The 22,346-nt window shown below is 48.1% G+C and carries 6 protein-coding genes and 1 pseudogene; 1 reads left to right on the top strand and 6 read right to left on the bottom strand.

Translation table 11 applies throughout. The features are described 5' to 3' along the window. Positions 1–13: 13 nt before the first annotated feature. The 5 genes from MTP42_RS08090 to MTP42_RS08070 form a co-directional block, all read right to left on the bottom strand. Positions 14–2,110 (bottom strand): UvrD-helicase domain-containing protein, encoded by a 2,097-nt coding sequence (locus MTP42_RS08090; protein WP_249257095.1) that lies wholly within the window; start codon positions 2,108–2,110, stop codon positions 14–16. After that, positions 2,107–8,427, bottom strand: a complete 6,321-nt coding sequence (locus MTP42_RS08085; protein WP_156065880.1) for a DEAD/DEAH box helicase — start codon at positions 8,425–8,427, stop codon at positions 2,107–2,109. The genes MTP42_RS08090 and MTP42_RS08085 overlap by 4 nt, the downstream gene beginning before the upstream one ends. Before the next feature lie 20 nt (positions 8,428–8,447). Then, positions 8,448–9,230 carry a hypothetical protein gene (locus MTP42_RS08080; RefSeq protein ID WP_249257094.1) on the bottom strand — a complete coding sequence of 261 codons (783 nt, stop codon included), beginning with the start codon at positions 9,228–9,230 and terminating at the stop codon, positions 8,448–8,450. A 72-nt stretch (positions 9,231–9,302) separates the two neighbouring features. Then, a complete protein-coding gene (locus MTP42_RS08075; RefSeq protein ID WP_249257093.1) occupies positions 9,303–13,952 on the bottom strand; it encodes an Eco57I restriction-modification methylase domain-containing protein in 4,650 nt (1,549 codons plus the stop codon). Next, the gene (locus MTP42_RS08070) at positions 13,949–16,792 is read right to left on the bottom strand and encodes a DEAD/DEAH box helicase (RefSeq protein ID WP_249257092.1); all 2,844 of its coding nucleotides are present in this window, start codon (positions 16,790–16,792) and stop codon (positions 13,949–13,951) included. Before MTP42_RS08070 ends, MTP42_RS08075 begins: the two co-directional genes overlap by 4 nt. A gap of 874 nt (positions 16,793–17,666) precedes the next feature. Between MTP42_RS08070 and MTP42_RS08065 the strand changes: the two genes are divergently transcribed. Further along, complete coding sequence (locus MTP42_RS08065; protein WP_249257091.1) at positions 17,667–20,714, top strand: DUF927 domain-containing protein; 3,048 nt, start codon at positions 17,667–17,669, stop codon at positions 20,712–20,714. A gap of 326 nt (positions 20,715–21,040) precedes the next feature. Here MTP42_RS08065 and MTP42_RS08060 read toward each other — a convergent pair. Then, positions 21,041–22,261: pseudogene (locus MTP42_RS08060) on the bottom strand (IS110 family transposase). Positions 22,262–22,346: the final 85 nt, after the last annotated feature.

Genomic DNA, 22,346 nt, shown 5'->3' with positions numbered 1-22,346 from the left:
TATAGAAAGTATTTCAGTCAGATTGATGTAGGAACTGAGAGCAAGTACCATAGCTTGTGATGTAAACTCCCTTTTGCGCGCGTGTCATAGCCACATAAAGCAGACATTTTTCGGATGTGATGGATTCTTTTTCGGAGATTGGATCCATGTGATTGATGGCAGCAGCTAGAGGAACAACGCGGTGATTGAGGGCAGCAATAAAGACGTATTTGAATTCGAGCCCCTTCACACGATGCATGGTTGCGACACGAATTCCATCAAAGTTTCGATTGTCAGGTTGATTCCGTTTGATTGCGTAAGAACGGATGCTGGCCTTTGTCAGCAGGGACAGATAATCGTTTGTAAGGTTCTTTGTACGCGCAACGATGCAAATCTCCTTTAGCAAAATACCAGAATTTTGTAGCTTCCGGATTTCAGTATAAATGAAGTTGAATTCTGCGTTTGCATCCGGGAAATTCCGAATGATAGGAGGTTCTCCGTGGGTCAAAGATTGGCATTGGGTTCCGCTATCGGTACTTTCATCCAAATCGTCAAAAGAGAGGTCCTCTAAGAAGGAGAATGCACTATGCCGAATCTCCTCTGTGGTGCGATAGTTGATCTTTAAAATACTGCTTCGGCCGCGGACATTGATACCGCATTTCGATAAGATAGGCCGATTCCGATAGATCCTCTGATGCGCATCACCCACGATAAAAAGATCGTTTGCGTGTTCCGGGCCGGCCAGAGCACGAATCAGGCGATATGCGTTATCGCTTAGATCCTGTCCTTCGTCTACAATGATATGGGCATACTGCGATTTTACACTGCTGCCCTGTAAAAGTTTTGTGCACTCATACATGGCAGTATTGATGTCGCGAATCTGATGCTCTTTCATCAGATTTTGGTAGTTGTCCAGAACCTGCCATACAAGAAGCCTCTTTCTGCGGTCCAGCCGTGTGCCGCGGCCGTTTCGGGAGGCTTTCAGATATTGGTCACGCGTAATCGCCTCCTGTGAAATCACGACCCGATTCCATTCTTCCTGATAAAAAGAAACGTCGTAAGGCAGTTCCGTGTTTGCAAGAAAGAGCGCCTTTTCCCATATAGGAGCCAAGGCGTCATCGTAGCCGATCTGGAAAGAAAAGCCGGACTCGCGCATAAAGCGGCTGACCCATGCGTCAAGATGAATGACTTCAATTTTGCGTAGTTCCTCGATCGAGCAGATCTTGCGGAGATTTTCCTGAATATCTGCGGCGAGGTTCGCCGTATAGGTCGTAAAAAGAATACGCTGCTGCCCGGTGCATTGAGATGCCAGATATTTAGCGCGGTGCAGAGCGACAACCGTTTTTCCCGTTCCTGCACCACCCAGAACACGAACAGGGCCAGAGTAATTTTTCTGCGTCAGATTTCGCTGAGCCGGATGTAAAAAAACACGCCATTTTTCAAGCGGTGCAGCCATGATGCGGCGCAGTTCGTCTTCCCCTTCCACGACGACAAAGGACCGCATGGTAATGGGCTGTTCCAATGCTGCCGACAAATCCTGTGCTGCGGGAGAGGTATTGCATTCTTCGTTAGCAAGTTCCAGAACTTCTTCCATGGAAAAGCCTTCTGCAAGCCAGGCGAGATATTCGTATGCATCTGCCGGGAAGGAAGATCGCGCCTGATAAAACTGTTCTTTTGTTTCAAAGCTGCGGACATAAGGCAGCAGCGCTTCAGGAACACTCAGCCGAAGCAGATCCGCGTCTTTGAAAGCAGAAAACAGAAGCGGCTGACTGTGTGCTGCGATCGGTTCGGAAACCGTTTGTACATCAAAAACCTGAAGTGAACCGGTGTTCGGGTTTACTTCACAGCGTTTTCGGGCGGCCCACTGGTAGGCCTCATCGTGATGATCGACCCATAAAAGCAGATAAACTTCGGATTGACGAACGACAATGCCGCGGTAGGCATCATCGATACGAATGGAATATATTTTTTTATCGATACAAGAGTTTATCTTTTCGTAGTGAATTCCCGGCGAAGCAGGGTCATTCCGGAATTTGTTGACAAGTTCGGTAACTTTGCCCTGCACCTGACGGGGAAGGTGTGCAAAGGCCGTCAAAAAATCAGCGGAAATTGCGACTTTTGCAGTTGTCATACGTTCTTTCCTCCCAATAGATTGCTTAAATCAAGACCAGATAGATCGGCTGCGGTGTATATTTTCCAGCCGAGATGCTCCATCTTTTCTCGATCAATGGACTGTTCAAAAGTCATAAATCCCAATTTCTTGTCCGGCCAAGCAATTTCAATCGTTGCGATGACATTTCCATCTGCACCAGCTGCCTCAAATCCAATGAAATCTTCAGCAGGTGCTGGGATACCGCTTTTCTGTGCCAAGGCAGCGAATGCTTTCGCATCTTCGTCAAATAGCAATTCACCGATGGAATTCCATCCGGAATCGGGTGTGGAAGAGGCTTCCGCCGAAGAACAGCTGCTCTGGGAAACGGGAAGTGCGAGATAGTCCATGCGCCTGAGCCCGGTAGAAGAAACGGCAGCAAATTCTGAGGCAAATTGCATCAGATTGAAAAACTGCCAGAAACCGTTCCACTCCGGTTCGTATTTATCTGTGCGGCTGTTCTTGTCATCGTTCAGGACGGCAAAGACGGTAACAGCACCATCTGCTTTCATGGATGCAGCGGAAATGCCTGCATAGAGAGCCAGATGAGAATTTACAGCACGAGGGACCCACGCTCCATAAGCGGTCAGCCCAAAGCGGAAACTGGAATCTGTAAAATGCAATTGATCGTTCACATCCTGAAAGACCTGATGCCATTGATCGAATGCCGCATTGTTCTTGATGAATGCCGGATACAGCAGAGAAAGTGCATAAGCGTGTGCCTGTGCGTGGAAGATCGTTTCGGCATCCGGCAGATTCAGGTAGGCAATCAAGAGGTCAAACGCAGAAAGCTTTGCAGGATCAAGTACCTCTGCATGGAGCTTTCGTACTTCGGAACGGTACATCACCTTGCCGAGCGGCATTTTTTCGACCGCTAAAACAGAAGTGGCGTAATCCCCCTGCGGGATAAAAACGTTCTGAACATCCTTAAAACTCAGGGACCAGACCCGGAACTGCCCACTGCGGCGGAGTGCTTCACGTTTGATGGTGTCATCGGAAACGATATCCTTGTGATATAGGAAGCCGTCCGTAAACACCGCTAGGGGCTTGTGTCCGGGCGCGGCTACAGGCCAGAACACAAAATCTGGTTTACAGGGAACGGATACACCGTTGCTTGGACCCAGTGAAACCTGAGGTTCAAGTTCCCAAGCAGAGTGCTTCAGTTTGAGATAATAACTGTGTTTTCCGTTTCTTACGGTGTCACTGATATTTGCAGCACCAACTTTTAGACGGATCGCTTCCCAAAAGCGCGATTCCAATTCGCTTTCAAACAGCGGGTTTACAGGAATACTGCTGATCATATCGATTTTTTGGATATGGTCTTTACCGGAAAGAATCGTTTTCAACAGCCGAATGGCAGTTGCACGCGAAATATTACCGATCTGCTGGCTCTGGCGATACGCATATAGGCAATGATAGCAGCCGTCCTTCTGCGGATCGTCTTTGCAGGAGCAGGTTTCCATAACATGAAGGGCTTTTTCAAAAATCTGAATCAAAGAATCTTTTTCATGCATCAACTGCTTCAGATATCCCGTGCCGCCGGGAACCGAATCGTAGATCACGAGATACTGTTTGCGATAGTCGGCATCCGGGACGGGTACTTCGCTGACAGCAGCCCGGAGGTGATCGACATTGCCAAAATATTCTTTCATACCAAGCATGAAGGCCGCAACAAAGGATTCCATCCGGACGGAAGAAGAGTTCATCGTCGTAGCGGGAATCAGAAGTCGGAGAACCTCTGTGCTGAATTCACGATACAGAAACAGACATTCTTCATAGGCATCGGCCTGTGAGAGCGCAGGGATTTTGCGTGTCTTACAGGAATAGCTGTGGTTATTCGGCTTGCTGTCAGTCTGAATCTTACCACAATATTTGCAGATCCGGAACCCTTTGCGCACTTCCTCGACACCAGAAATCGATAACTTTTCACCTGTCAGGTCACTCTCGCCAAAGTTGATCTCCCGCAGCGTTGCTTTACGGACAAATTCGTAACCAAAGGGAAATTCCTCATTGTCCATGCGATAGGCACAGGAGATGTCATGGTCCTCATCTACGTCTACAAGGAGCTGCTTGCAATAAAAGATATTAGAGCGGTCGTCGCTTTCATCACTAATCAAGCTCTTGGCGTAGTCCATGTTAGAGTAGACCATCTGCACTTTCAGCATGTTGCGCATCTGACCGGAATCGGCCCAAGCGGGGCTTCCGCATTGAGGACAGGCTGCTGTGTTCCGGCCAGCTGTTTCAAGCTGCGCATGAGAGCAGTTTGGACACAGACGCCAAAGGGCACTCTGAGCAGTTGTCAGGTCTACCTGATCGATCGTCAGTTTGCGACCATCCACATAGAAACTGTTGCTCGGTGCAAACTCACTGAGGGCAGAGGAAGCGGAGCGGTTGTATTCATAGACGAGCTTTTCATATTTTTTTCGGGCAGACGGAAGTTCCTCATCGGACTTTCGGTAGAGAACCGCCCGCAGAATGATCCCAGCCTCCGGAAAAGCATAGTTGGGCAGCAATCCCTCATCGGACAAGAAGTTGAAAACGTTCTTTTTGCTGATCTCCTGCAAAACGGTCAATAGAGCCGCTTCCTCGCCCTTTAGTTCCTTGATCTCTTCGTCGTAAGAACTGTCTTTGGGCTTGTTTTCCAGCTGCTGGATCATGACCTTCAGGGAATTTACGCTGTTGTGCAGGCTGTTTTGCTGCTTCTTCAAACTTTCAAAGGCATCCAGAATTTTAATGTGCATGGAACTTTCTGTGGTTCCAGTGCCGCGGGCAAATATTTGCAGCTCTTCCTTGGAGCTTTCGTCCAGATAAGCGGAAAACATCTGGACAAAAGAGTTGATCTGCCGGGAAAGTGTACTCTGCACGTAGTTGAGAAAATTGAAAGGGAACATATCGGAAGGCCGCGCATCCAGTTTCTTCAGAATAATACCGACCTTATCGGGGATAGCATCATCAGGAATGCCTTTCCGCACCCAAGAATCCATGCAAAAAGCCATGAACTGCCGTTCCAATACAGCGGAAGCGCGCAGGAAGATTTTTGGTGGTGTGACCGAACCGGAGATCATCTCTAAAGGATCTGCGTAAAAATAGAGGTCATGTGGCCGCGCATTTGCAATTGCCAAGGTCAGAGCATTGCCGTCTTTGCGTCCGGCACGGCCAACACGCTGCAGAAACTGACTTTGTGCAGGCGGCATACTGCACAGGATGACCGTGGAAAGGTCACCAATATCAATACCCATTTCCAAAGTGGGGGTACAGGAGAGAACATTGGGGTCCCAGTTGGAACGATTTTCCTTGCTACGCTTAAAATCCTTCTCCAGTTGCTCACGATCTGGGCGTTCCAGCAGGCCAGTATGCTCCCGTGCATTGATGCGCGCCAGATCGCCGGTGCTGTAAAGTCGGCCATAGTAATTGATGCCGGATGATTTATATTCGACAAGTTTACCGCCACAGGCAGACCGAGGACAGGGCGCATTTTCCCACAGCGGCAGGCTTTCGGCAGAAAACGAATACACCGCACCGCAATGTTCGCAGCGCAGCTGGATAACATCGTTTGTAAGGAAGACACGGCTCTTGTTCAGGCCATAGACTTTATAGTTTGCGGAAGAAGGCACAGATACGACAATGCCGTTCTTCACAGATTCTTCCAGAATCAGCTTGCTGATAGCACGGAAATTGAGCTCGTCAAGAATTGATTCTGTGCAGCAGAAAGCAATCCAGTCTGTGTAACGGCGCGAAGATGGTAAATCAAACTCAGAAGTAGGATGGCTTTTTCCAAGGTATTCAGCTATAAAACGAGGAATATTACGCCCGGATTGTTGACCGGGCAGCCAGCGATTGCGGTCGTTTGAAAGCATATAGCTTTTGCCATCATTGATGGTGTACTCATCAAAAACAACATCTTTAAAAGCACCATTGCACCGGAGTAGATTCAGCCAACCGATGACCATGCGCTGAAAGATTATGCGGTCTTCCCGAGACATGATACCCAGTTCGTTAACAACACGCAGCTGGACTGCTGCAGCAATCTGCTCAATATCCTCAGGAGAAAAGGAAAGAACCGAGCAAGCCGACCGTTCCAGAGTGCGTCCAATTTTACTGGTAAGACCATATTCCAGCATGATTTCATACTGGATGCGCTGCTCAATCTCATGCATCAAAATATGCGCCTGCTTGTCATCACTGAGCTTACGATTTTGCGTCATTTCTTCGTATGCACGCTTCCAGGTTAGATTGGGCGGAATAAAAAAGCTGACAAATTCTTCATCGGTCATGTGCAGGTGCCAGTAATCCACAAACCCGGCCTGAAAATCAGCAAGGCTTTGACCTGAACCACATTCTGCGCAATAACGCTGAATTGCCGTGCGCAGACCAAACCGCCAGGTGCGGGAATTGAAAAATCCAGCGCGATGAGCAGCATCCTGCACATTATCGGAAAAGGCAAGCGTCTTTTTATCATCGTTGAAGCGGGAAGCGAACATTTGAGAAATACTGGCACTGATCTCCGTGGCACTGCGTACACCCATCAGAGAAAGTCCCCGGCGGCTGCCGCAGCAGGGGCAGATGTACTGCTTATGCTGCTTCGGGCCGGTTGTCCGAATCGGACTGGGAATCAGAATGTCCACCATGCGGGTGCCGCAGCTGGCACATTCGCTGCTGCCGTCGATCCCCAGTTTTACCTGCAGGCAGTCTGGACAGATGCGTGCAGGCAGCATTCCGGTGGGAACATTTTCATGCGGATGAGGGAAAAGCATCACGACTTTTTCATCTGCTTTAAAATATTGGTTGTAAAACGCTTCAAGATTGACAATGGTGGCGTTCTGACGCTCGTTCAGGATCGTGACCCAGCCGGTGATGCCGCAGTCACGGCAGTTGACAACGGGCAGGTGCTGTTTGGCCTGCTGTCGGTTCAGATCATGCGCAATTTTATAAGTGATGTGCTCCGCATCGACCTTGGCAACGATGCGCCGCAGTTCCCGGATCCAAAGCTGCACCTGTACATTCAGGAACGGGCGTAATTTTCGCGGCTTACCGGTGCGCGCATGAGAAACCAGTGCAAAGAGCGAGTTGAGCGCGGCAGAAGCATCGGATAATTCATTCAGTGCCGGATAATGTGGTGCCAACGCTTCCACAATGCGGGAAACCTGATAGTAATTGCCCTCCGTTAGGTGTAGAACAGACTGTAGGAATACATGCTGCAGAAGAACCCGGCCCAGTTCAATGCGGCCACTGTCGGATAGAACGTCCTGCGAAAAATCCGGGAACCATGCCTTTACCGCGCACTGAAGATAGGCGGAAGGATCGTCCTCTTCGGCAAGAGCTACCAGCTGTGCAGTCTGATCTGCGGAAGGCAAGGCAAAGAATGAGGTCGACTGTCCAGCAAAAAACTCATCGGCACTGAGCCGATCCTCGGTGATGACGGCATCTCGTTCAAATGGCTCACCAAAGATCTCCTCGGCATAATTCAGGATGGCACCGTTATTTTCCTTGGAACCCATGGTAGCAGAGGTGCCAATGCAGCAGAGGTACCCATCATAGATACCAAGGCGGCGCTTGAGACGGCGCAGCAGGCAGGCAAGGTCGGTGCCTTGTGCACCATCAAAGGTATGCAGCTCATCCACTGCAATGTACTTTAGCGTTTCTGGATTATTCTGCTTCCAAAGCAGGGCATCTTTGGGGCGCACAAGCAGATAGTCCAGCATTTTATAGTTGGTCAGCAGGATATCCGGCGGACTGTTCAACAGAGTCTCGTGGTCAGTAATGATGCCATGCTCACTCATGGTGCGGGACGGAGTGCGTTCCAGACCGCCAACATACATACCGGCAGTTACATTGCCGCGCAGTTCGGGACTGTTATGAATCAGTTCTGCAATTCGCTTGGACTGATCGGTGGCAAGGGCATTCATAGGATAGATGATCAGCGCCTTGATGCCAGACTCCCCACGGTGCTGGTAACAGTATTCCAGAATGGGGTACAAGAAGCATTCAGTTTTGCCGGAGCCTGTGCCGGTTGCAATCAGTGTAGAACGGCCGTCATTGCCAGTCAGTCGTTCAAACGCTTTTTGCTGATGAACATAGGGAAGATATGCAGGGTGAATTGCCTCAAAGCAGGTTGGCATTTCCTTTGCAACACGGAAGGGCAGACGCACGGCAAGATAAGGTTCATGATAAACAGAGCCTTTCTGAGCAAGCATTTCTGCAACGGAACCTTTGAAGGGAGCGTTGCTCATGGGAAATGTAGTTTCGATGTAATCACCAATGCCTTTTTCGAGTTGGCTGGCAAGAATTGAGGGTAACATATCGCAATATACTCCTATAATTATTGATTGGATATCTTGTCGATGGAGAGAGGAATGCGCTGTTGACCGTCACCGACATATCCCTCAAGAACATCAGAAAAAAGAAGTGCGGTTTTATCGTCAATAATACCAAGTTGACGATTTTGAAGAAGAAAAGTCATCGTTGACACAGAGGATTCACTGAGCAACTCTTTAATATAAGATTGCTCCAGACTGTATTCTTCGGCTGTTATATCATCCTTGACTACGATATTGGAAAGAAGATAAATCAATCGGGTTAATTCGGATGCGGATTCTTTAGTCTTGGCTAACAAAAATGCAGCCTGTTCATTTGTGACAGGAATAGGCTCAAATGAAGTATCTTTTGAATCCGGAACAATAGTTTGTGAAGATAGAATTTGTTCTGCTTTTGTTTGAAAAACTTGTTCAGAGCGAGGGGGTTGCGGTTGTGAGATGCCTTTGATTCTATCAATAGTATCTTGAATTTTTGGTTGTACCTTATAGTGCCAGAGTACGTGAATAAGGTCAGAAATGGACTTTTTAACTTCTGGGTCGCTAAGGATGTCGCCCAAAATTTCCATTGTGGTTCCAGTAAGAGCCTGCGCCGTGGGGGATGGGACAGGAGACTCTTTATATACGGTTTCCGTGCGGACTACCTCACGTTGAGGAAGTTCATTTTCTGAAATATAAGAAATATCAAGAGAAGCCTTAATATGACCAGAACTATCGCGGAGTCCATGATTGGAGCGCAGTTCACCGCTATCTAATTTTTTGAAGTCATCTTGGGACATGGTGACATTCATAGTGCGTGTTTCAAGGTTGGAACACTCTTTTTTCTTGGACAACTTGATGCCTCCAATCAAATTATAGGCCTATTATTCTTTATACTTTTCCTCAAAGAACTTCCACGCGGTTTCATAATCCTGCTCCCGGTCACAGCGGTCAAAGGGTGCTGCATACTCAATGGTGCGCTGTACCGGGCCGCCAGGCATGGTGTCATCCGTAATGGTACGGGCAAACACATAACCGGCCGGAGCATGCTTCATAATACCGTCCCACGGAGCATCGCCGCGCTTGATTGGCTGCACAGCACCGGCATTTTCCCACTCCGGGCGGGTGAAGCCTACACCGGTCAGGCTGCGGTTGTTGGTAAATGTAATGCGGCCATTGGCATCGTACCATGTATCGGCCTCATAGCTTTGCAGCACGGGGAACTGGATGCGGTAAATGGTCTTGAGCTGCTGCAGGGTCATGCCCAGTGCCATGGCGGTAAGTACATCAATTTCTACCAGAGCCTGCCGCCGCTCATAGTCCGTGCGCAAGGGCGTGTCCCATGTCCACTCCGAGGTCAAAGAAGTGAAGCGAGCAGGGGAGAGGCGAGGGTCGGATTTGGACCAAGTAGTGAAAGGCCAGACAACATTCCAACATTTTTTCCAAAGGGGAGCGTAATATTCATTGAGCGAATTAAGCAGTAAAGTGGTAAGGATGATACGGATACTATAAATACTGCGGATAATCGGAAGGCCGCCTAAAACGCCGATGCCTCCAGAGCCCTTTCCGGTTGCTTTTATGTAGAAATCATACGGAATAGATTCCATCAGACCACTCATTAGTGCTGTGTCAACATCATTTTTGAAGCCGAGTTCGTAAACAGCGTGAACATGGCCGACTTTCGGCGGAATAATGGCAGACATTAAGGTTCGTTCTCCGCCTTGATTAAACATATTTCGCATAGCAATGCGGTAGCTGTAATAGTTTTTACAATTCCATGGGGTTAGTGGTGCACGTTCCTCATATTCTTCGGGCGCACAATATGGCTGATAATTACAACGTTGTAAATATGAATCAGATATCGAAGTTAAGTCTATATTATCATAATCGGAGTTAAGGCGACAAATGCTTCGAGATGTTTTGAAACAAGGATTTGCAACTGCAATATGAGGTCCGGAAATAATCATATCAGTAAGACTTTCTGGAAAATGTACATTTCGAACCATAGTGCCATCTTTTTGTGCATTTGTTTCATGCCACATTTCGGAGCCAAAAATTTCGGTTTTTATATCAGAAATGTACTGCGTCTGACTTGCGATGCAACTTAAGGCTCCAATTAAACTTCGAACGTGCAAAACGGGAAGCCGTGCCTGCGGCCACTTATCATTGCCATCAAACAATTTGGCAAAAACTTCCAATTCGCGCTGCGTAACATGAATGATACGGTCAGGATGGCCGGTAATATTCCAGTCGCCATTGGCATCCTTGATGCCTGGAATCGGCGCGGAGGCTTCGCCTTGGTAACACTCTACGATGCTTTTAGCATCGTAGAGGTTACTGATGGTGTCGAATGACACCATCAGTGGACCACCCTTCGGGTCGTCGTAGACGCCCTCAGGGTGTACGAAAGCGGCAATGCCGCTTTCATTCGTTTTCTCCCACGAGAGTGGAAGAAAACATTTAAACAGATTCGTCTGCTGTCCTTTCAGGGCAGGATAATTCTGCACGGCGTTCAAAAAGTTCTGTTCGCCGGAAAGCATTTCATACTCTGCAAAATACATGCTGTGCGTATGTGCATTTTCCAGTGCCGTCTGCCGTTCATGGGTGGTCTGGGTAGCGGTCAGTTTTTTTACAGCAAACATGGGATTGGCATCCGCCAGCACGCCCTGTTCGTTCCACTCGATCTTGATCCACGGCGGGTTACCGATCATCAGGTCAAAACCGCCGCGCTCGGCAAATACATCAGCAAACTCCAGCTCCCAATGCATAAAGTGATTCTGCTGTGCTATTGTGCGAGCCAGCCTCAGCCGGGGCAAAAGGGCGCACAGTTCGTCCAAGTTGACCTGAAGCAGGATGTCAGTATCTTCTTCGTCTGCATCTTCTAGCATGGAAAGCTGCTGGGAATCACTGTTGGTGGAGTACAGCCCCACCAAGATCATGTACATATCATTCAGAAATTCGCTGCGGCTGGGCAAAAGATCAGCCTTGTCAATGGGCCAGAACCACAGGGCGCACCAGTAATCCATCGCAAATTTTAAACGAGCATAAGCACCAGCATTTTTGGCATTCTCGGAACGGTACATGGTGCGCAGCATCTGATCTTTGGTGCGGATGGAAGTATGGGAGTCCGGTTCATCATCATTGAATTTGAACACAGACAGGCTGTCGTGCGTCTGCTGCTTCAGTTGCTGACGCAGAGAAATCTGATCTTTCCAGAGCTTGTCAATCGTCTTGGAGAGTTTTTTCAGCGTTTCGATATCATCGTCACAGTAAGGAGCAGTAAATGCCTTGTTCCAGGTGTTCAAAAACTTGATTTTTGCAGGCTCCAGCTGTTTGATGACTTTGTCGGTATAACTGCACATACCGGGGTCGCCCAACAGAAAATGATAGATTTGTGTGGACAACTTGCCGCGCTTGCGCTCGGTGCCAAGGGGAACACGCTCCGGGGCTTTTTCATACCAGCGCAGACCTTTGCTGGTGGCTTGCAGGGAACTCACGCGGTAGCACTGCCGCCGGGCACCAATCAGGGAATTGCCGTTGACCAGCTGGGTACCGAACCACGGCACAAATCCATTAGGATAAATGGTGTTCAGCCACAGAGAAACCTCGGCCAGTTCCACGGCCACAGGGTTCAGGTCAACGCCGTATACATTGCGGTCGGCAATGAACATTTTGACCTTTTGCAGCTGGTTAAAACGTTCTTCGTAGCCGATGATCTCTCCGGTTTCCTGCTCTTTACGAGAAATATAGGCTTCTGCAAGCTGATTGATCGCTTCATTCAAGAATGCTGCGCTGCCCATGGCAGGTTCACAAATGGTTAGATGCAGAATGTCATCCGCAGATTTGTCTTTCAGCAATTCCTTCAGGGCATATTTGACAAGGCATTTGGTTAGAACTTCCGGCGTATAGTAAGAAGCGGATTTTTCCCGTTCGCGGCCAGCCAAGCGGTAGATGAATGTGCCTTTGGCATACATGCGCAACTTGCCCTTTTTGTTGCCAGACGCATAGCGGACGCGTTCCTCTTCTGTATATTGTGCCAAATCAGATTCAGAAACAAAATAGCCGACATCCAGTTCATTGAAGTCAACTCCGGCGCGTTTGACCTCGTATAAATCCTGCTGTGCGATAAAGCCACGGTAGGAGAGCAGAGCTTCGTATACCGCGCCCATTTGGTTGATGCCCAAATTGGCGTAGGAAATACGCCCCCGGCGGCTATTGCGTTTGCCGGAGGCACGTGTCAGGCTCATTAAGTCGATAATACGCAGCATGCAGCTGTTGCGCAGTTTGGCAGCATTGATCAACTTGGTGTACTCCGGGTCAAAGATATGCGCCTTGAGCGGAGCAATCAAAAAAACATCGTGTATACTGTCGGCACCGGTTACTTTTTGAAATTCGGCTTCCGTTTCCGGATAACCGTTATAAATCAGGTCATAAAGTTTTGCCAGCGTTTCATGTAGATAATAGCCATCGCTCACTTCATCCACATCATCTCGGACAGCGTCGGCGATATCCCGCAGACTTTCCAACGAGTAACCTTTCAGATAACTCAGTTCACGGATGGGAGCATAGCCCAATTCTGGCCGCGCCTCAATGAACAGTATGAACAGCATCCGGTACATATAGCGCAGGCACTCCAGTGTCAGCTGTCCGGCATCCACGGGATGCTCTTCTAGGTTAATTTTCTGCCGGGTTCGCATGTCGTGGAGGACTTCATTGCCCAAAAGTTCGATACATTCACGCAGGGCATATTTTAAATCCTGTGAAACACCCGCAGCATTTTTCTGACTCTGCTCGTTTAACTCATCTAGAAGAATAGAACCGTCTTCCGGGCAGAGGGAATCTTTATGCAGTAGGACGACCATGGCTTGCAGGGTTGTGAGTTCCAAGCGAGAAAAGATGTCTTCTAATTCGAATTGCAAATAGCGTTTTTCACTCCATTTGTTCCGGTCAATCAGTGCAATCTGATTCAGCGAAATAAACAGAAGAAAACGCGGCGGCTCTGCGGCACCGAACAGAATCTGTGTGGCAAGATCCTCATTTTTCAGTTCCAGCAGGTCATCGTTGTGGACGGCACCGAAGGCATCTTCCTCTGCAATGTTACCGTCAAAGACATTGCTTTCCAGAATACCGGCATCCGATTCTCTGGAAGCAGAGAGCATGACCCATAGCAGTGGTGCACCGTTGCTCTTTTTCATTTCCAAATAAACGGGAACAGACAGAGAAGCATCTACAGGGACAAGTTCCGGGGCAGCTTCTGGATACCCAAGAGAAGCCAGGTAACGGTCTGCCATCGTGCGAATCGCAGCCAGAAGCTGCAAATTCAATGCACCGCCTGCGTAGCGGTCGTGCAAGGGATAGAACTGTCGGGCGTTTTGTCGCAGCTGTGCCCAAGGTGTGCGGATCTCTTCGGATGACTTTGCAGCCTGAGCCCAGGCAGTGATGGCCTCACCTGCATTTTCCTCAAAGATGGTCGAAAAATAGTGGTTGGTATAATATTCGTTTTTATTTGTGATACCGGTTAGATCGATGCTCATTCGGATACCCCCATCAGGACGGATACGATACGAATATATGGGTTGTTTTGAATCGTCAGGGTTTCTTTTACCCAGTTCGTAAAATCATCAAACAGTTTGTCCACCCGGCGCTCCTGCTCCTGCAGTTGACGTTCATGTTCAAATAGGGTGGTCTGATAGTACTCCTTGTGTTTTTCCTGCAGTTCAATCAGCTTATCCACCTCTGCATCCAGCTTGGGGTTCATCTCTGCCTGGTACTGCTGGTATCGCTCTGTGAGATAGGTCTTTGCCTGCGTGACTACATCGTGCAACAAGCTGCTTGCAGCAACGATGCTTTGGTTCGTGATGCAGTTTGTGTTGGGAATACGCGCGCTACGCAGTCCGGCTTTCTGGACAACCTCCTCCATGGAAAGTCGCTGAATGAATTGCCCATCCCGATACAGCAGACCAAACCATTCATCGATGAGCGGCGTGGATTTCAGGTTGGGAACACTGCCGGAAACGATGTACAACGCTTCACCGGGATACAAAACGCCGGGCAGACCCAGAACGGGAGCTTCTGCGCGTTTGAACAAAAGCCCGGCCTTATCATTGACCCAAGAGAAAATCGGGTGCAGCTTCCACAAATACTGCGAGGACGGCCATGCCGCCTCATCCATGTTCTTTTGCATGCTGGTGCGCATCTGCTCCATGCAGAAGGCTTTGTCATCCGAAAGGCGCAGTGTTTCTCCTTGCGGCATGGCTTCTTCCGGTATAAGCGCACGCAAACGGCGCTCCATTTCCGGGGTTAACCGGATATCTAGGCCAGAAACCGTTTGCAGTTCCTGAACTGGATTGCTGTCAGTCTGATTAAGGTATTGCACAGCTTGCTCCAGATATTCCTTATCGGTGAACAATGTTTCGTCGGAAACAGTTTCTGAAAGCTGCTCAATAGCAGTCTCCTCTGTTTCTGAGGCAGCGGCCATCAAAGCTTCAAAGGGGTTGAATTCCTGCGCATCGGCATCTAGACTCTGAGCAAATGTATCTGCGTCGGAACCGGATTCGATGGCTTCCGCAATCACCGTTTCTTCCTCTTCCACATTGAACTTGCCCAACAGTAAGGCAGGATCGCCGATATTTTTCAGTGCCTGCTCTTCTTTTTGAATCAGAATCTCGATGATACGCATATCACCTTTGATCTGTTTGTTATTGCTCTCAATGAGCAGATAGCGGATATCAGGGCGTTTTTGCTGACCGTAACGGTCGATGCGGCCGTTGCGCTGCTGGAATACCATCAATGACCACGGAATATCAAAGTGAATCAGGCGGTGGCTCAGATAATGAAGATTCAGACCTTCAGAAGCTACATCCGAAGCGACCAGAATGCGGATGGGAGATTCCGTGCGGCCGAAATCTTCTACAATGCGCTGCTGCTCTGCATCGCTCATACCACCAGAAATCTCTTGGATCGCAGAGGACTTCAGCCCCAGATCAGTCCGCAGATGTTCCGCCAGATAATTCATGGTTTCGATGCGCTCGGTAAAGATCACAACGCGGTCACCGGGATCTTTGGGGTTCCATCCGTAGGAATCGCTACGCAAAAGTTCCAGCAGTTTTTGATAGCGCGTGAAGTTTTCGGGCGTGACCTGTCCCAGAGCAGTATGCAACTCTTCTAACAAGCGAATATCGGAAATATCATCTACTGTATATTTTTTATAGAGCTTTTTCAGGCGTGCCTCGATACTTTTGCAGCAGGCAGCTGGGCTGGAAAAAAGAGATTTCTCTAAGTTCGTCTTGAACAGACGTCCAGTATTTTTGGCTTTGCCGGCATCCATTTCCAACTGCATTTCAGCAAGCAGATCGAAGGCATGTTCCTCCTGTGCAGAGGCGTGACAATGTTCCAATGTGACCTGCCGCTCGAGAAATGAGCCGTTAACCTGATCTTTGACATCATTTTTGAAACGGCGGATGCACAGTCCCTTGATGTCTTCCGGGGTGTAGTTTTCAGGGTCTGCGATGGCAGTCGGGTCCAACATGTTCATCAGGGAAGCAAAACTTTTTGCACGGCCATCGTGCGGTGTGGCCGACAGCATGATCATGGTATCACTGCGGTTGGCCAGCAGTTTTGCAAGCCGAGAACGCTGTGCCTGATGGTCACCGCGCTCGGCAACATTCTGCGCTTCATCAATGACGATAATGTCCCAATATGCTTTTTCCAAGTGTGTACGGTATTCCACATCGCGTTTTAAGGTGTCAATGGAAACGATCGTTTTATCATAGTAAAAGAAGGGATTGTAATTGGAGGGCAGACTGGCGCGGATCTTTTGGATTCGGTTGGAATCCAGCCGCACGAGCGGAATAGTAAAGCGATTCCACATTTCTTTTTGGAACTGCGTCATCATGCTTTTTACGGTGACGACCAGAATGCGCTTGCCTTTGCCGCGTGCAATCAACTCCGACATCAGGATACCGGCTTCCAGCGTTTTGCCAAGGCCGACAGTATCCGCAATCAGGATGCGCTGGCGGGGACGCTGTAAGGAAAGCTTGGTTGGGTCCAGTTGGTAAGGCATGGGGTCCATAGCTGCTTTGTGGCCAATATGCAAATTTCTGTCGGTGGGAAGCTGTTGCCGCCATTGGCTTTCTAAATACAATAGTGACCGTTTGAAAAATGGGGATGAGTCGGCAATCAACTGAATGCTCGCAGGATCTACAATCTGAATCTGTTCGAGATCTGTGAGAAAAATGGTATCGCGATTCCTCACCAGTGGAGTGATGCCAACACATTGTAAAACTTGATGACCAAGGCTGTTGGTTTCGATTTTTTTAATGAGCCATTCTTCGTCACGAATAACAGCACGCATACCAGGTGCATAATCTGTCATTTTGAAATCTCCCTGTTTTTTATGATTTTCCGAGATATACATATAAGAGTATAATTATCATTATTCTACCACAGACAGGCACAAACATCAATTCTGCCATAAGAATTGCACGAGATTTTGTTGAAGCCGTCCAGCTGCCATGGTATACTTTTATACATAGGGCAGGTGATACAGGATGTACGAAAAGCAGGGAACACCGCCGTGCGGCGCGCTGAATTCTTATATAGAACAGGTGCATCGGGGAGATTGCAGACATGTAGTTGTTCCGGAGAGTAGAGAATGGTGAATGAATAGTAGAGTAAAGTGATGCTTAAATGGAGAAAAGCTATTTGATTGGAGAAAATGGCTTATATTGGAGAAAAAACGTATTGCATCGTAAGCGAATCGGTGCTATAATATAAACCGTCAAAAGCTGAATATAAACAGACGAACAGCCGGTAGGTCGAAAGCCTACCGGCTTTTTTCGTCCTATTCCACAAGCTGCTATGTACAATAAAGGGCAGGGTGAATAGATTTGGATAAGGCTTTGAATGTTAAAATTTTGTGAAAGAAACATGAAGAGTGTCTCCTTTTTGCCCGATTTCGGTGTACATAGTGAAGGCCTTTATTTCCGAGCCAGATGAAAGGAGAAAGTGGAAGTCATGGAATTATTGCAGTTCAGAGGTAATTGCCGCTGGTCATTTGCTATGCAACAGCATGATTCGATGATAGGTAAACAAAGCAGGCGACTTTTGTAGATGCCCTGATCAATGGGCAACTGCAAAGGTTGCCTGCTTTGTAGTTCACGAGAAAATAATCGAAATGGCTGCAAATGTGAGAATTGTGTGAAAGAAACGGTAAAAAGGTTGTATTTTGCCCGAAAATCGTGCGCTCTATGAAGGCCTTTAATTTTGAGCAGCGGAAGGAAAGTGAACTTCAGAAGTTCGTTGGTCTGAAAGGCAACGTGGTAGAATGGAGGTACGGATATGTAGAGAAAAAGATTGATTACACGTTAAAAACACAGGGGGGAGAGAAGCCTATGAATATTACAACGAGGGATTTTTTGCAGACGCTGTATGGTAAATGCACAGAAGGATGCATTACCATCACGACGCTGCCGGATTCCAGAAATGAGCATATCCCGGTCACGGAACTGGACAAAGCAGCGGAGCGCATTAAAGTGCTGGGTACCAGTGCCAACACCTATTATTGCGTTGCACTGCGTCAGGAAGGGCTGCCATCGAGTGTCAGAGGTGGTATCGGACAGATTCACACCGTTGTTTGCATGGTGGCGGATGTGGATGTGCTGGGGCCGGCACACAAAGAAACCGCACTGCCGAAGACGGAAGAAGAAGCGATTGCATTTGTAAACAGTTTGAAGCTGAAGCCTTCCATCATTGTGCGGTCGGGCAACGGCGTGCATGCCATTTGGCCTCTGAACGAGCCGTTTATTATCCATAACGAGGATGAGCGTGAGCAGATCCGGGAACTCTCTGCCGGGTTCGGTATGTATGTCATTGCAGAGGGGCGTAAAAAGGGATGGAAACTGGACAATGTGCAGGATGTTCCTCGAATGTTTCGGGCTCCGGGTTCACTGAACTTTAAGAGCAACCCGCCGAAACGGTGCGAGGTATATAGTGCCGAGGAATTCCGCTATCCGGTAACTGCTTTTAAAGAATTTAAGCGAATTACCGAAATTGTTGAGTTCCATGCAGAGAGCGATTTGGTCGGCCCTGCGGAACGTATGTGTGAAAAGTGTGCTTTTATTGATTATTGCATTGAAAATGCCGCAACACTGCCAGAGCCAATGTGGCATACGATGATCTCTATTGTTGCCGTTACGGAAGACGGTCAGAAAAAAGTGCATGAGAGGAGCGAGACATATCCCGGATATTCTTACGACCAGACAGAGGAATATTACGAGCGTGCTGCAAAAATGAGCCGTCCATGCTCCTGCCGTTATATCCGGGACTTTTTCGGATTTGATTGTCCGAAAGAGGGGTGCGGTGTTCGGGCACCGATCGTTTTTGCATACTACACTATAGAAGAACGTGTAAAAAAGTTGCTGGAAGAGGAGCTGACAGTTGATGAGGCTTTAGAAGAAAAGAATCTTCAGCTGGTACGTTATGCACGGAAACACCAGCCAATCCAGTATTTTAAGCTGAAGGAAAAATATGGCAAACTGAAGATCGGAGTCCGGGACCTTGAAAAAATGCTGACCACCACTGGTGGAAAGGCAGATATACACGAAGGCGGACAGGAGTTCTGCAAGGCATTGGAACTGGATGGCATGGAACTGAATGGACTGGTGGTGCCGAAAGGCTGGGAAGTCGATATGGAAGGAGTTCGACACATTGAATTCCTGAATGGCGTTCCCTATGCAAAATCAGCTTTTTCCGCACCGGTTTATATTTCCCGGCGAATGAGGAATGTTGATGATGAAGATGTAAAGCTGGAACTGGCTTTCTATGGTGATTGCCGTTGGAGAAAAATTATCGTTCCACGCGGCGATGCAATGGATAAGAGCAAACTGGTAAAATATGCAAATCAGGGATTGCCGGTGACATCGGAAACCTCTAAAGAGGCAGTCAAATATATGGAAGCTCTTGAAACTTCCAACAAAACCGTCATTCCGCGGCACCGCAGTATCGAGCGCATGGGTTGGGTCAAGAACAGGGAATTCTTCCCTTACCACATGGAAAGCCGTGCCGCCTATGATGGTGTCGGCGAGGAAAGCCATCGGATTATCGCTGCTGTTATGCCGCACGGTGACAAAGACAAATGGATGGAGATGGCAGCAACGCTGCGCACGATGCAGGCTGCACGGGTCATGCTGGCGACATCCTTCGCATCTGTGCTGCTGCAGCCCCTTCAACAGCGGCCGTTCATCTTCCACCTCTGGGCAAACTCTCGCAGTGGTAAGACGGCGGTGCTGAAGGCAGCAGTGTCCATCTACGGCGATCCTAATGTGCTGCTGCGGAGCTATAATAGCACTGCGGTCGGCATCGAGCACACGGCAGGTACAGTGCGGAACATTCCACTGGCACTGGATGAGCTGCAGTCGCTCAGTTTGAAGTATGAAAATCTGTCTAGAATGATGTATATGCTGGGCAATGGTATTGGAAAGATGCGTGGTGACCGCATCGGTGGTACGCAGAAAATGCAGACATGGTGCAATACCATTCTGTCAATTGGTGAACAACCGATCACGGTGCAGAATTCCATGGACGGTGAAAATACGCGCGTCATGGAACTGTATGCATCACCAATCGGTGACACGGACTTTGCCAGAACAGTGCATCAGACAGCAGCGGAGAACTACGGCTTTGCAGGGCAAATGTTTATGGATTACCTGTTCCATGAATATGAGCTGGAAAAGGGCACCAGCAAGCTGCGGCAGGCTTATACAAATTTCCGGGATGAGTTTGTTTCGATGTACGCGATGCTCTATGAAAAATGTACGAGCATTCATCTGGAATTTGTTGCTGTGCTTGTCTTTGCGGACTTTATTGCATCAAAGGCTGTTTTTAATGCTGGTGAGGAGGCATGTGGTGCAGCATGGGAAATGGGTTTTGAACTGCTGGAAGCACTGAAGAAAGAGCAGAAGGCAGATGCGGTAGAGTGTGCATGGGATACTGTAAAGGAATGGATTGCTTCCAATCAGGAGCATTTTGAAGTGAAACATCTTAATGAAGTAGCACGAGAACCGCGGCTCGGAAGATATGAGCCAGGAGAAAAGAAAACCTATATCCTGCCGAATTGTCTCAGAAAAATGCTGATCGACAATGGCTTTTCCTACGAAAAGAGCATCCGTGGTTTCAAGGACCGTGGATATGTCGAAAACAGACAGGAAAACCAGCGAGTTGGAAAGAGCAGCGTAAAGGTGATCATCGCTAATATTGAGCAGGCCTATGAATACAGAAAAGCTAGTGAATTCTTCTGATAACAAAAGGATACTGCAAAATATTCGGTAACGCAAGTAACAACGGAGCCGAAATCGACGGCAAATATGGGATGTTACCACTTCGACCGCTTTTTTTGAGAGATATACCAACACTATATATAGATAATTAAAAGAGGGGATGATTATAAAAAGCTCTATATGTAATGTATATAGTAGAAGTAACAAACCTGCTAACGAGTGTCAATAGCCTGAACAAAAAATCATCAAAAATTTATTGCCGGGTGCAGTTAAGCATCCGGCAACTTTAATAAGCCGACAGCACAGCTTGTCAGCTGAAAATCATCGTAATGGTTCATCAGAAATCATCAATAGGCATCATAAGATGGCTGGGACCGTAGAAATTCAGTAACACGAGCGTAATAGACCCGCAGGAACTTCGCACTTCCTGCGACGGTATAAACGTAATAATGTTTTCCTTCGGAACGCTTTTTGTCCATAAAGCAGTAAACTGCATTTTCCGGGTTTGAGCGTGTTAAAATAATATTCGATATAATAAAAATGGTTCGCCTCAGATGCGGTGAGCCTCGTTTGGAAACATGGCGTGACTTGGATTCAAATGCACCAGACTGGAACGGCGGTGCGTCAATACCAGCAAAGGCCACCAACGCTTTCTTGTTTTTGAACCGCCGAACATCACCAATTTCGGCCATAAGAGCAGGCCCGGTAACGGGTCCGGCTCCTTCCATCTGCATCACAACCTCGTATTCGGGGAGCATTGCAGCCAACCGCTGCATTTCAAGCTGGGTGCTTTGCTTGGCCTCGCAAACGGCATTCAGGCTTTTGCAAGCCTGCGTGATCAGCATCTTTGTACTTTCGCATTACGGAAGAGTAGCCACGCTTTCCTGTGCAAGCAGATAGATTTTGTGAGCGGTATCTGTACGGAACTTGTAGTTTTTTCGTTTGCACCAGCCCCGATAAGATTCCGTGAAAGCCTCCATGGAATATTGACAGACACAATCCTTGTGCCAATAACGCAGAAAGAAATCTACCCATTTTTCATGTCTATTCGCATTTTTTGTGTTCGGAGCAAACGCAATATTTACCCCGGAAAATGTTTGGTCAGCCAGCGCAATCAGACCGTTCCGCAACGCTGTTGCAGTCGCAGTGATCCGCTCATTTGCTCTGGATTGCATTTTAAGAAGCAGCCTGGTTTCTTCTTCATTATTGAACGGGGGCAGTATATCCCAAAAGGTAAGCGCATAGTTTGCGATTTTAAGAGCATCCGCACGGTCCGTCTTCAGCTTTCGGATCGTATTATCACTAAAATCGTGGATCAGCATCGCATTGACAACGGAAACAAAAAAGCCTGCTTCCTTTAATGTCAGCGCGATCGGTCTCCAGTACGTACTGGTATGTTCCATTACAATACGAATATCGCCTCCCAGCTTTTTGAGTGTGGATGTCAGCTTTTTTAAGTCACTGTTCGTGTGGCGGACATCGAAAGGCCGAAGTACGATTTCGCCTCCGGGTCTCCGTACCGCAACTGTGCTTTTGCTCTTAGACACATCAATACCGACGGCGGTAATAACAGCAGCTTCCATTTTTCTGACCTCCTTTAATGCCGGTTCCGCCTATGCCCATTACCGATTCAGCTTGCTTTGTGACACGAAT

Origin of the sequence: Faecalibacterium sp. I2-3-92 (genome assembly GCF_023347315.1) — a bacterium.
In the GTDB taxonomy this organism is placed as follows: Bacteria; Bacillota; Clostridia; order Oscillospirales; family Ruminococcaceae; genus Faecalibacterium; species Faecalibacterium duncaniae.
Note: the sequence above shows the minus strand (reverse complement) of the source record. Positions and strands in the feature narration are given on the sequence as shown.